Annotated in this window: 12 protein-coding genes; 11 read left to right on the top strand and 1 reads right to left on the bottom strand. The window is 48.7% G+C overall.

The features are described 5' to 3' along the window. Window positions 1-435 precede the first annotated feature (435 nt). From CAGA_RS09155 to CAGA_RS09140, 4 genes are all read left to right on the top strand, one after another. Window positions 436-1,608, top strand: a complete 1,173-nt coding sequence (locus tag CAGA_RS09155; RefSeq protein ID WP_135660082.1) for an AI-2E family transporter — start codon at window positions 436-438, stop codon at window positions 1,606-1,608. A gap of 273 nt (window positions 1,609-1,881) precedes the next feature. Continuing rightward, the gene (locus CAGA_RS09150; RefSeq protein ID WP_135660080.1) at window positions 1,882-2,694 is read left to right on the top strand and encodes a M15 family metallopeptidase; all 813 of its coding nucleotides are present in this window, start codon (window positions 1,882-1,884) and stop codon (window positions 2,692-2,694) included. Between the two features lie 108 nt (window positions 2,695-2,802). Further along, a complete protein-coding gene (gene gltX / locus CAGA_RS09145; protein ID WP_135660078.1) occupies window positions 2,803-4,269 on the top strand; it encodes a glutamate--tRNA ligase in 1,467 nt (488 codons plus the stop codon). A 12-nt stretch (window positions 4,270-4,281) separates the two neighbouring features. Then, complete coding sequence (locus tag CAGA_RS09140) at window positions 4,282-5,964, top strand: glutamine--tRNA ligase/YqeY domain fusion protein (RefSeq protein WP_135660076.1); 1,683 nt, start codon at window positions 4,282-4,284, stop codon at window positions 5,962-5,964. Window positions 5,965-5,998: 34 nt separating this feature from the next. Here the strand turns inward: CAGA_RS09140 and CAGA_RS09135 are convergent, their stop codons facing one another. Continuing rightward, window positions 5,999-6,976 (bottom strand): biotin--[acetyl-CoA-carboxylase] ligase, encoded by a 978-nt coding sequence (locus tag CAGA_RS09135; RefSeq protein WP_135660074.1) that lies wholly within the window; start codon window positions 6,974-6,976, stop codon window positions 5,999-6,001. Window positions 6,977-7,136: 160 nt separating this feature from the next. Between CAGA_RS09135 and CAGA_RS09130 the strand changes: the two genes are divergently transcribed. From CAGA_RS09130 to CAGA_RS09100, 7 genes are all read left to right on the top strand, one after another. Further along, entirely contained in the window at window positions 7,137-7,334 is a 198-nt protein-coding gene (locus tag CAGA_RS09130) for a DUF951 domain-containing protein (protein ID WP_135660072.1), read from the top strand. Window positions 7,335-7,374: 40 nt separating this feature from the next. Then, the gene (gene prfA, locus CAGA_RS09125) at window positions 7,375-8,472 is read left to right on the top strand and encodes a peptide chain release factor 1 (protein ID WP_135660071.1); all 1,098 of its coding nucleotides are present in this window, start codon (window positions 7,375-7,377) and stop codon (window positions 8,470-8,472) included. Then, window positions 8,472-9,494: an L-threonylcarbamoyladenylate synthase gene (locus tag CAGA_RS09120; protein ID WP_135660070.1), complete on the top strand. Its 1,023-nt coding sequence runs from the start codon at window positions 8,472-8,474 to the stop codon at window positions 9,492-9,494. Before prfA ends, CAGA_RS09120 begins: the two co-directional genes overlap by 1 nt. After that, a complete protein-coding gene (coaE, locus tag CAGA_RS09115) occupies window positions 9,487-10,089 on the top strand; it encodes a dephospho-CoA kinase (protein WP_167875201.1) in 603 nt (200 codons plus the stop codon). The genes CAGA_RS09120 and coaE overlap by 8 nt, the downstream gene beginning before the upstream one ends. Then, window positions 10,086-10,685 (top strand): lytic transglycosylase domain-containing protein, encoded by a 600-nt coding sequence (locus CAGA_RS09110; protein ID WP_135660066.1) that lies wholly within the window; start codon window positions 10,086-10,088, stop codon window positions 10,683-10,685. Before coaE ends, CAGA_RS09110 begins: the two co-directional genes overlap by 4 nt. Continuing rightward, on the top strand, window positions 10,678-12,087 hold the full coding sequence (locus CAGA_RS09105; protein ID WP_135660064.1) for an aminopeptidase: 1,410 nt from the start codon (window positions 10,678-10,680) through the stop codon (window positions 12,085-12,087). Before CAGA_RS09110 ends, CAGA_RS09105 begins: the two co-directional genes overlap by 8 nt. A gap of 62 nt (window positions 12,088-12,149) precedes the next feature. Further along, complete coding sequence (locus CAGA_RS09100) at window positions 12,150-13,145, top strand: hypothetical protein (protein WP_135660063.1); 996 nt, start codon at window positions 12,150-12,152, stop codon at window positions 13,143-13,145. Window positions 13,146-13,197 lie beyond the last annotated feature (52 nt).

Below are 13,197 nucleotides of genomic sequence, written 5' to 3'. Positions count from 1 at the left end.
CTGGAAAATAAAAAAATCTGCCCTTTGCAAAAAGGACAGATTTGAAATCTGCGGTACCACCTTTATTGATTTGCCTAAAACAAATCCACTCAAACGAAAATGCAAACACATTTTCTTCCGTTAACGCCGGATTACGTCTTAGATACTCAGCCTAATGCCTTTCCCCTTGCCCTCAGTGATCCATTTACCATACGGCATTTCCACGGAACTCACAGCAACGTCCGCTCTCTGCAGGCGCCCATTATGGTTTAATCTTCACGTCAAAGGTTTGTTTTATTCATTTAATATTTTATCATATGAAAGTATAACTGTCAAGATTTTATTTGCAAAGAATTTGCAAAATTTGAATTTTGCAAGGATTCACTGTTTAATCTAAATCCATATCATGGTATAATACATTTATATGTTTGGAAAACGAAGAGAAAGGAATCGAAAATGGAACTCAATAAAAGCAACATGAAAAAAATAATGCTGCTTATCGCCTTTGGGATTACTGTTTACCTTGGGCTGCAAAACCTTCACCGTTTTTCCGACCTTGCTGGGTCTCTGGGCAGTATATTTGAGCCGTTCCTTCTCGGGTCTGCTTTTGCTTTTATTTTAAATGTGTTGATGCGCCAGATTGAAACGCGCCTTTTTGCGCCGCTGAACAGGCGTTATACCCGCAGGTGGCCAAAGGTACGCCGCCCGCTGAGTATTTTCCTGTCTTTGCTGATTGTGATTGGGATTATTGTCATGATTCTGTTTATTGTAGTGCCGGAGCTGATAAAAACCATTGTAAATCTGACGAATAATATTCCCGGCTTCTTTAACCAGATGCAGAATTCTCTGACCGATATCAGCAATAAATATCCGGATGTTGGAGAATACTTTCGAAAAGTGAACATTGACTGGAGCAATATCAGCCAGATGCTTGCGGTCAACGGTCAAAAGCTCGCCAGCTCCCTGGTGGGTTCTACCGTAATGGTTACGACGAATGTCTTCCATGGAGCAATTACGCTTGTTTTAAGCTTCGTGATTGCTTTGAATATCCTTGCGCAGAAAGAAAAGTTGCAGGCGCAGGCAAAGCGTGTGCTCTATGCTTATTTGCCGGATGCAAAGGCACAGCGTATAGTTTGGCTGTGCAGCCTTACGAATAAAGCCTTTTCGAATTTTATTGCCGGGCAATGTACCGAAGCATGTATTCTTGGAACGCTTTGCTTTATCGGAATGAATATTTTCCAATTCCCGTACGCCCTGCTGATTTCCGTGTTTGTAGCGTTTATGGCACTAATCCCGATTGTGGGTTCCTTTTTGAGCACGGTCATCGGTGCCCTGCTGATTCTGATCGTCAGTCCAATCCAAGCGGTTTGGTATGTGGTGTTTTTCGTTGTGCTGCAGCAATTAGAAGGCAACCTGATTTATCCGCATGTTGTCGGTTCAAAAGTCGGGCTTCCCGTCCTTTGGGTGCTGGCGGCGATAACCATCGGCGGCAATATGTTCGGCGTTTTGGGAATGGTAATCAATATCCCGATTTGTTCGATTCTGTATGTTTTGCTGAAGGAAGATGTAAGCAAACGGCTGAAAAACAAGAAAAACCAGGACAAGCCGCTTCGGAATACTGAAAAATAGATTTGGCTATTTCTCAATATGAAGAATGCCGCATCAGTAATGGTGATGCGGCTATATTTTTTCGAATGAATAAAAAGTGAATTTTTACCGCTTTTAGGCCGATATACTTTTTTGAATACGGAATTTTGGGCGGCTTTTTAACGCGATCGTTTCTTTTGCGATAAATCGGCTGTTTTCGATCTTCTTTTCGAAACGCCGGCAAACGCAGATACATTTTTAGGGATATATGTATTATAATAATAAGACCAACCGATCAACCCAGGTGGTGGCAGGATGTATCAAGAAAAACATAGATTTAAAAAGACACTATCGGCATTAGCTGTTATTTTCGTTGAGCTGGCACTTATGGCCGCGACAACCGCTGTTTTCGTGGTGGCTTTTGAACGCGTGGACGCAATGCGGCTTGCCGCCGCAGCGGCTGCGAAAAGCAGCAGCTCCGAAGTGATTACACAGGAAAAACTGGATGATGGGGGTTTCTCGTCTTCGTCTAGTGGGGCAACTCAGGAGTTTAAGCAACCGGACGACTGGCGGCTTGTTTTAGTGAATTTGGACCATGAACTGCCTCAAACGTATAAAGCAAATATTGTACACAAGTTTAATGTGGATATTGATTCCAGAATTGCCGATTCTTATCAGCAGATGCGCGACGCCGCTTTAAAGGATAATATCAAGCTGTGGATATCCTCGGGCTATAGAAGCTATGAAAAACAGCGGCAGCTTTTTTCAGAGGAAATTCAGGCGTTTTATAAAAATGGAATCAGCCGGGAGGAGGCGGTCAGCAAAGCGGCCCGTTCGGTGGCCCGCCCCGGATGCAGCGAGCATATAACCGGGCTTGCCGTTGATTTGAACGGCGTTTTGGAAAATTTCGGTGATACTAAGGAGTTCACTTGGCTGCAGCAGCACGCGCAGGACTATGGCTTTGTCCTTCGCTACCCGAAGGACAAGCAGCATACAACAAAAATAAAATTTGAACCGTGGCATTACCGCTATGTCGGGGTGGAACATGCGAAAAAGATGAAAGCCCTCAATATGTGTTTGGAGGAATATGTTGATTATTACAATAAAAATCAGGCTGCGTCGCATTGAATAACGGCTTGTGATTTGCTATAATTATAAAATTAAGGCTCGGCCCTGTTTAGAAAAGAATGGAATATAGGACTGGGAATTTTTTAATTTGATGAGAGGGGTCTATTCATGCAGCAAAAAACAGTTCGAACAAGGTTTGCGCCAAGCCCGACGGGGTTTATGCACGTTGGAAATTTGCGCACGGCCTTGTATGAATATTTGATCGCAAAATCGCTGGGCGGCACTTTTGTGCTGCGCATAGAGGATACCGATCAGGAAAGGCTTGTTCCGGGCGCGGTCGATGTGATTTACAAAACACTTGAAAAAGTGGGGCTTAAGCATGATGAAGGACCGGATATTGGAGGCAAATTCGGCCCCTATATTCAAAGCGAACGCAAGGATATTTATAAACCGTATGCGGAGCAGCTTGTCCGGGAAGGAAGGGCATATTACTGCTTCTGCACCAAAGAGCGCCTTGAGGCGCTGCACGAGGGAAAGGAAGGGGAGTTCCCTGGCGGCTATGATCGTCATTGCCGCGACCTGCCCAAAGAGGAAGTGGAACGGCTTTTAGAATCCGGTGTTCCCTATGTTATCCGTCAGCGGATGCCGATCGAAGGCTCGACCACCTTCAATGATGTTGTATACGGTTCGATCACAATTGAAAATAAAGAGCTTGAGGATCAGATCCTAATTAAATCCGACGGTTACCCAACCTACAATTTTGCGAACGTCATCGACGACCATCTGATGCACATTACCCATGTAGTGCGGGGTTGCGAATATCTTACTTCCACGCCGAAGTATAACCTGCTGTATCAGGCTTTCGGCTGGGAGGTTCCTACTTATGTCCATCTGCCCTTAATCATGGGAAAAAATGAGGACGGAAGCGTTTCGAAACTTTCCAAGCGACATGGTTCGACCGGCTTCGAAGATTTAATGAAGGAAGGCTATCTTCCACAGACAATTATCAATTACATAGCGCTTTTGGGTTGGTGCCCGAAGGACAACAGGGAGCTTTTCACGCTGCCGGAACTGGTGGAGAATTTCTCCATTGACGGGATTAGCAAGTCCCCTGCCGTTTTTGATTACGATAAGCTCACCTGGTTTAACGGCGAATACATCCGTGCCATGAGCGAGGAAGAATTTATCCAGAACGCCATGCCGTATTTTAAGGAAGTATTTCCTGACAAAGAAATGAACTGGAAGGTTCTGGCTTCCATTTTGCAGCCGCGAATCACAAAGTTTACGCAAATTCCGGAAATGATTGTGTTTTTAAAAGAACTGCCGGATTACTCAACCGACTTTTTTGTCAATAAAAAGAGCAAAACCAACCTTGAAAACTCCGTGCAGATGCTGAAGGAAGCCCTACCCGTACTGGAAGAAATTAACGACTGGACGGTGGAGGTTATCCACGACGCGCTGATTGGACTTGCGCAGAAGCTTGAAGTAAAGAACGGAACCCTGCTCTGGCCGGTTCGCATTGCGGCGGCCGGCATGCTGGTAACGCCGGGAGGGGCAATGGAAATTCTTGCGATTCTCGGCAAAGAGGAATCTATCCGCCGCCTGCGCTTGGGACTTGAAAAATTGGGAGCATAAGGAGCGAAAACAATGAACGAAAAGAAAAGCAATACGGAAGAAACCGAGATTTCGAGCAATTTCATTCAGACCTTCATAGCGGAGGATATTGCTCCGGGAGGAAGGTTTGAGGGGAAAAAGGTACATACCCGTTTCCCGCCCGAACCGAACGGTTATCTTCATATCGGCCACGCGAAAGCAATTTGCATTGATTTTGGCATGGCGGAAAAATTTGGCGGGATCTGCAACCTACGCATGGACGACACCAACCCCACAAAAGAAGATACCGAGTACGTTGACGCCATCAAGGAAGATATTCGCTGGCTCGGTTTCTCTTGGGATGACCGTTTTTACTATGCTTCCGATTACTTCCCGCAAATGTACGAAATGGCTGTCAATTTGATTCGGAAAGGGCTGGCGTATGTCTGCCAGCTTACCCCGGAACAGATGCGGGAAAACAGGGGCGACCTGACCCATCCGGCTGTCAGCCCTTACCGTGACCGCCCGATTGAAGAAAGCCTGGACTTGTTCGAGCGGATGCGAAAGGGCGAGTTCCGGGACGGGGAAATGACCCTGCGCGCAAAAATCGATCTTGCTTCGGGCAACTTCAATATGCGCGACCCGGTTATTTACCGCATTAACCATATCGAGCATCACCGCACAGGATCCGAGTGGTGCATTTATCCCATGTACGATTTTGCCCATCCGATCGAGGATGCGCTTGAGGGGATTACCCATTCGCTCTGTACCTTGGAATTTGAAGATCACAGGCCGCTTTACGAGTGGGTGATTAACCATATCGATTTGCCGGACAAGCCGCGGCAGATCGAATTCGCCCGTCTTGGGATCAACAATACCGTAATGAGCAAGCGCAAACTTCGCCAGTTGGTGGAAAACCACTATGTCAACGGGTGGGACGACCCGCGCATGCCGACGCTTTGCGGGTTGCGCCGCAGAGGCTACACGCCGGCATCCATTCGCAATTTCTGCGAACGCATTGGTGTGGCAAAAGTCAACAGCACCGTGGAATACAGCTTTTTAGAGCATTGCCTGCGGGAGGATTTGAACCTTAACGCACAGCGTACCATGGCGGTATTGCACCCGGTAAAGCTGGTTTTGACGAACTATCCGGAGGATCAGACCGAAGAATTTGAAGTGGAAAACAACCCGGAAAAGCCGCAGAACGGCACCCGGAAGGTTTCTTTCTCCCGCACGCTGTGGATTGAGAAGGAGGACTTCATGGAAGAGCCGGTAAAGGGCTATTTCCGCCTTTTCCCGGGCAATGAGGTTCGCCTGAAAACGGCGTATGTGGTTCGCTGCACGGGTTGCAAAAAGGACGAAAATGGGAACGTTGTGGAAGTCTATGCGGAATACGACCCGCAGACGCGCGGCGGAAACACGCCGGACGGCAGGAAAGTAAAGGGAACCATCCATTGGGTGGACGCGGAAACTGCCGTTGACGCGGAAGTCCGCCTGTACGACAGTCTGTTTACGGTTCCCGATCCGGAAGCGGACGATTTTCTGGAGCATATCAATCCGGATTCCCTCAAGGTATTACAGAACTGCAAAGTAGAACCTTCACTAGTTAACGAGAAAGTACCGAAATCCTTCCAGTTTATGCGCCAGGGCTATTTCTGCCTAGATTACGACAGCACGCCGGAGCATCTGATATTTAACCGTTCCGTATCCTTAAAAGATAGCTTCAAAAAGAAATAAAACCATATAAAAAGCCCGCTGTTAGGCGGGCTTTTTATTCCCCATAGATTCCCTGTACGGTTACTTCGCCGGAAGAAATCGGGAATTTTGTTCCGTCGTCACAGCGGACAATAAGCTCTCCGCTCGGCGAAATATCCTCCGCTACGCCGACCATCTTCCGGTTTTCCCTTATAAATCCGACCCTTCGGTTCAAGGAAACGCATCGGGATTTATATTCGCGGAGCAGGCTTTCGGTGTGGAGTGGGAAATCCTTCAGCACCGTTTCCAATTCGAACAGGATTTCCTGCAAAAGAGGTACGCGCCGGATGAAGCTTCCGCTTTCCAGTCGAAGGGAGGTTGCCTTTACAGACAACTCCTCTGGGAAATTTTCATTATTAACATTCACGCCGATACCGACCGCCATATATTCGATCCGGTCCATTTCGGCGGCCATTTCTGTTAGAATCCCGCAGACTTTTTTGCTTTCGATGACAATGTCGTTCGGCCATTTGATCATGGCGGCGCATCCGGTGTTTCTTTGAATTGCCCGGCAGACTGCCAGCCCGGCCAGCAGGGTGATATTGGCTGCCTGTGAAGGTAATAAGCTTGACCGCAAAAGGACGGTAAACCAAAGTCCCTGCCCGGCGGGCGAAGTCCAGGAACGGCCGAGCCGCCCCTTTCCGCCGGTTTGCTCTTCCGCAACGAACAGACTTCCGTCCGGGGCACCTGCAAGCGCTTTCCGTTTCGCTTCCTCGTTTGTAGAGTCGATACGGTCGTAGCAGTCTATTCTTTTCGCCAGAAGCTTTGTTTTTAGTCCCAAAGCGATTTCTTCCGGGGTGATTTTGTCAGGGCGGGCTATCAGTTTGTAACCGCGGTTTGTCACGGATTCGATGGAATATCCGCTGTTCCGCAAGGCGTTGATATTTTTCCATACGGCGGTACGGGTGATGTGCAGGAACTCGCTGATCTTCTCGCCGGAAACATATTCGCTGTTCTGCTCTAATATCCTGATAATTTCTTTTTTTGTATTCATAAAACCACGGCCTTTATCGAATTGTTCCTTTCATTATACCTTCCCTTTGTGTGGAATGGCAAGGAAATATCAAAAATGTATTGTTCCACTCGCGTGTTTAGTGCTATACTATATCATATATGTCCTATTAGAATTTGAACTGGAAAGCGGGGTGTGTGCCATGGATGTCAGGCCGGGTGACATTTTGCAAATGAAAAAAACACATCCGTGCGGTAGCAAGACCTTTCTTGTGCTCCGTTCCGGCATGGATTTTAAAATCCGCTGTACCGGCTGCGGCCATGAGGTCATGGTGCCAAGGCTGAAATGCGAAAAGAATATCAAGAAAATCATCCGCGAGGAACCCCAGCATGAATTGTAGCTCCTTAATATTCAATTCATAAAAATTAAGGAGAATAACAATGTTTGAAAATTTAGAAGTGTTTGAGAAACGGTATGAAGAACTGGGGCAAAAGCTCTATGACCCGTCTGTTTTGGCGGATCAGACCACCTATACGGAGTTAATGAAGGAGTATAAAAATATTACTCCGATTGTCGAAAAATACCACGAATATTTGAAAGCGATCCAAACCGTGAAGGATTCAAAGGAACTCTTGGAAGAGAGCGGCTTGGACAGGGAACTGAGGGATATGGCGGAGGAGGAACTGCAAACGGCAAAAGCCGATGTTGAACGGTGCAGCGAGGAACTGAAAATCCTGCTCCTGCCAAGTGATCCGAACGATGAGCGAAATGTTATTGTTGAAATCCGCGGCGGGGCCGGCGGGGAAGAAGCAGCCCTGTTTTCCGCCGTTTTATTCCGTATGTACAGCATGTACGCCGAATCGAGAGGGTGGAAGACGGAAATCCTAAACGCAAACGAAACGGAGCTTGGCGGATTTAAGGAAATCAGCTTTATGATTACCGGGCACGGTGCGTATTCCCGGCTGAAATACGAAAGCGGCGTCCACCGTGTTCAGCGCGTTCCGGAAACAGAAACGCAGGGGCGTGTCCACACTTCCACCTCTACGGTCGCTGTTTTGCCGGAAGCGGAAGAAGTGGAAATTGAAATTAATCCAAAGGATTTGCAGATCGACACCTACCGCTCCAGCGGCGCGGGCGGTCAGCATATTAACAAGACCTCCTCCGCAATCCGCATTACGCATCTGCCCACCGGAACGGTGGTCGAATGCCAGGATGAGCGGAGCCAGTACAAAAACAAGGAAAAGGCGATGCGGGTGCTGCGTTCGCGCCTGTACGAGGCAAAACTGCGGGAGCATGACGCGGCGATTGCTTCCGAGCGCAGGAGCCAGGTTGGTACCGGCGACCGTTCGGAGCGTATCCGGACGTATAACTACCCGCAAGGCAGAATGACCGACCATCGTATCGGTTTGACGCTTTACCGTCTGGACGATATTTTGAACGGTAACCTGGATGAAATTATTGACGCCCTGATTACGGCGGACAGAGCCGCGAAACTGCAAAATACGATTGATAACCAGTCAGAAGAGAGAGATTCATAATGCAAACCCTGCGTTTAAATGCAAATAATCCGGAAGATATTCAAAAAGCCGCTCAAATCCTCCGCGAGGGCGGCTTGGTTGGCATGCCTACGGAAACGGTATACGGGTTAGCGGCAAATGCGCTGGACGGGAAGGCTGTTGCAAAGATTTTCGCTGCAAAGGGAAGACCGATGGACAATCCCCTGATCGTACATATTTCAAAATTCGATCAGCTTTATAAACTGGTCAGAGAAGTTCCGCCGGAGGCGGAAAAGCTCGCACAAGCGTACTGGCCGGGTCCCATGACAATGGTTATGCCGAAAACCGGCTGCATCCCGGACGAAGTGAGCGCGGGGCTGGAAACGGTGGCGGTTCGGTTCCCGTCGCATCCGGCGGCGCAGGCGCTGATTAGCGCATCCGGCCTTCCGCTTGCCGCGCCTTCCGCAAACCTTTCCGGAAGGCCCAGCCCCACCACCGCGGAGCATGTCCTGCACGACATGGACGGGAAAATCGAGGCTGTTTTGGATGGAGGAGCCTGCGGGGTCGGCGTGGAGTCCACCGTCGTTACGCTCGCCACAAAACCGCCGCGGCTTTTAAGGCCGGGCGGAATCACTTTGGAGCAGCTCCGCGCCGTTCTTGGAGAGGTCGAGATGGACAATGCTGTGCTGAAACCGCTTGCCGAGGGCGTCAAGGCGGCTTCCCCCGGAATGAAGTACAAGCATTATTCACCAAAAGCGAACGTAATCATCATTGACAGCAGTTTTGAAGCATATAAACAGTATGTAAATGCTCATAAGGAAGCGGGAACGGCCGCGCTGTGCTACAGCGGAGAAGCCCCGGAGCTGGAGGTCCCGGTGGTCTGCTACGGAAGGGAAGACGATTACGGCGAGCAGGCGCGGGAGCTTTTCGATGCGCTGCGCAGGCTGGATGAAATCCATGCAAAAACCGTCTATGCGCGATGTCCCGAACCCAAAGGCGTTGGGCTGGCGGTTTACAACCGGCTGATCCGCGCGGCCGGATTTGAGGTGCTTCGTCTTGAGTAAACTGGTGATCGGCCTTACCGGGCCGACCGGAGCGGGGAAATCAACCGTCGCGCAGGCGTTCGAAAGGGCAGGCTGTGAAATCATTGACGCTGATCTGGTTGCCCGGCAGGCGGTAACGGATGAAAAATGTCTGGCGGCTTTAAAAGCCGAATTTGGGAATGATATTGTGCAGGACGGCGTTTTAAACCGTCGTTTGTTGGCACAGCGGGCTTTTTCGAGCGAAAAGGGCGCCGCGAAATTAAATTCGATTACGCATCCCGTCATTATGGGTATGGTCAAGAATCAAATTGCGTCCATCAAAACAAGCGGCGCAAAAGCGGTTGTCCTTGACGCCGCCCTTCTGTTTGAAAGCGGAGCGGATTCGCTGTGCGATACAACGGTTGCCGTTACCGCGCCGGTGGAAATCCGCCTGAACCGCATTATGAACCGGGACGGGATTTCCAAAGAACTGGCTGAAGCGCGTATCGGGGCGCAGAAGGGGAATTCGTATTATAACGAACGCGCACGGTACCGGCTGGACGGTGTCATGAACCGGGATGACATCCAGACGGCGGTCAATCGGCTTTTAGAACAGATCATTGGAGATTATACATGAAACGTTACAAACGAATCCTATTCATCTGCGCCATAGCAGCGGCTTTGCTTCTGCTTGGTTGGTTTTTCTTAAACCGTGAATACAAGTACTTTATGAGAAGTGCTTATCCGCTGAAATATTCGGATATTGTCGCAAAAGAGGCCACGAAAAACCATCTTGACCCGGCCATGGTGTATTCCGTTATCAAAGCGGAAAGCAATTTTGATCCCGACGCGAAATCCCGGGCGGGTGCCATCGGCCTGATGCAGCTTACCCCGGACACGTTCGATTGGTTGCAGACGAAACTGAAAAGCGATGAAAAATATACCGAGAACAATCTGTATTCTCCGGAAATCAACATTCGCTATGGCTGCAAGTTTTTGTCGATTTTGTTCAATAAATACAGCAAGCAGGCAACCGCGCTATGCGCTTATAACGCCGGAATCGGCACGGTAAATGCATGGCTGAAGGATCCGGATATTTCAAAGGACGGCGTTACGCTTGACCAAATTCCTTTTGAAGAGACAAGGAATTATGTCAATATCGTCCTGAAGAATTACGAGAATTATAAAAAGACTTATCAATTTAATGACAAAGGAGAAAGTGTGAATGACTAAGCTTAGCAAGGAAGATGTTAAAAAGATGTCGGAAGAGCTTCTGCTTGACCGCAAAAATCCCTTTTTTAAAGTCGAGGATGAAAAGGTTCGCAAAGCGGATGAATTTTGCGAGGGCTACAAGAAGTTTTTAAACGAGTCCAAAACCGAACGGGAAGCAGTCCGCTTTAGCGTGAAAGCGGCGGAGGCCGCCGGGTTTGTGCCGTTTGATCCTGCGAAAAAATACAATGCAGGAGATAAGGTTTATTACAACAACCGCGGGAAAGCCCTGATTCTTGCGGTAATCGGGAAGAACGGCTGTAAAAACGGTGTCCGTATTGCAGCAGCGCACATCGATTGCCCCCGCCTTGATTTGAAACCGCATCCGCTCTATGAGAAGGATGAAATCGCTTTCTTTAAAACCCATTATTACGGTGGCGTGAAGAAATATCAGTGGACGGCCATCCCCCTTGCCATGCACGGCCTTGCGGTGCTGAAAGACGGTACGCCGATGGAAATCTGTATTGGGGAAGAGGAAGGCGATCCGCAGTTCTGCATTACCGACCTTCTCCCGCATTTAAGCGCAGAGCAATATGAAAAGAAGCTTTCCAAAGCGATCGAAGGGGAAAATCTGAATATCGTAGTGGGAAGCCGCCCGGTTGTATCCGACGAAGGCGACGATTTATTTAAGCTGAATGCCATGAGGCTGATTCATGACAAATACGGCATGACAGAGGAAGACTTTGTTTCCGCCGATATTGAGTTTGTTCCGGCGTTCAAAGCAAGGGATATCGGTTTTGACCGCAGCATGATCGGTTCCTACGGCCACGATGACAGGGTCTGTGCCTATCCGGCAATCATGGCGGCACTAGATTTACAGGCCCCGGAGAATACGGTGCTTACTGTTCTGGCCGATAAGGAGGAAATCGGCAGCGACGGCAATACCGGTTTAAACTCCCGGTTTATGCAGTATTTTATTTCGGATCTGGCAAGAGCGGAAGGGTTGGAGCCGCAGCATGTTTTAAGTAAGTCCAAATGCCTTTCTGCGGACGTGACGGCCGCTTATGACCCGACCTATTCTAGTGTATATGAACCGAACAATTCCTGCTATATCAATAATGGCATTGGAATGGCCAAATATACCGGCTCCAGAGGAAAGAGCGGTTCTAGTGAAGCGTCGGCGGAATTCGTTGCGGAAATCCGCCGGCTGTTTGAGGCTAACGGCGTTCTCTGGCAGATTGGCGAGCTGGGCAAGGTTGATGCCGGCGGCGGCGGAACCGTTGCCCTGTGCATAGCAAGTCTGAATGTTGATGTTCTGGACGTCGGCGTTCCGGTCCTGTCGATGCATTCTCCTTTTGAAATCGTATCGAAGCTGGACGTTTACATGACCTATCTTGGCATCCGGGCTTTTTATGAGGCAAAATAAAAAGCAATAAAGAAATCGTGCCGGCACTTTGCCCGGCCCGTTGAATTGAGGGAGGAATCACGATGCGTTTTCCGAAGTTATTCAGCACAAAGGGACCGGGCAAAAAATGTGCGGCACTATTTTTATCCCTGTGCACGGTATTCTTTACTGCCTGCAATTCGGCCCCTAATCCGGGAAAGCCCGAATCGGTTTCTTCCGGCATTTCCGCAGGCCGTTCGAGCAATGCGGCCGCGCTTGAGTCCCAAGCATCGGGGAATACAGATAATATAGAGAACAATCTAAACATAATTTTATCGTCCCCGAAAGAAAGTTCCAATCCGGCTGATTATATTAACGCGCACCAAAAAGAATATGAGAATATCATCAAATCAGGGGACGATGCGCTTTTCTATTTGCTGAATGAATTTAAGGAAGGACGAGCCGAAGGGCTGCGCGGCGAGGTGATGAAAGCCATCTGTGTGGAACTGCTGGGCGCGAAAAACAATGTTCCCGAAGGCAGTTATCATACGGCGCAGGAATGGTACGAAAAACTGCAGCCGCTAAGTCCGCTTCCAATGCCGAAAGCCGTCTATTGGGAAACCGGCGACCCCGATTATGATTTCATGTATGCTTCTTTAATTGAACGGTATTCGAAAAATGAGGAGGATACGGTTACCATCTTCGCTCCTGTTCTTTACGGAAGCGACAAGAAAGGTGAAACAACAAAGCTGTTTGCAACGGTGTGTATGCAGGACTTCCGAGTGCTTGGCGACACGATTTTTGAAACGGGCGGAGCGGTTCTTCCGGTGGCAATTACTGCTGTGGAAAGCGGCGGCACAATAAAATGCACGGATATTGCACAGGCGAAGGATGGCGGCTATTTTGCTTCGTCCATTCGCGATTTCTGCGGAACGCATAAAGATATTGCGGAAGAGATGATTTCACGCTATTCAAAGGAAAATTATCAGGCTCTTATTAAAAAGAATTTGCAAACGTATCTGAAAGCCGTCAATATTAGTCCAAAATATTACAGCAATACCGTCGAAAAGATGGCCTTTGCGGATTATTTGAAGAAATAAAAAAACGAAAAAGGCTTGGTTCCGCACATGAACAGAACCAAGCCTTTTGTAA

The organism is Caproiciproducens galactitolivorans (assembly GCF_004768785.1).
Classification (GTDB): Bacteria; Bacillota; Clostridia; order Oscillospirales; family Acutalibacteraceae; genus Caproiciproducens; species Caproiciproducens galactitolivorans.
This window is presented reverse-complemented; position numbering and strand designations above follow the sequence as displayed.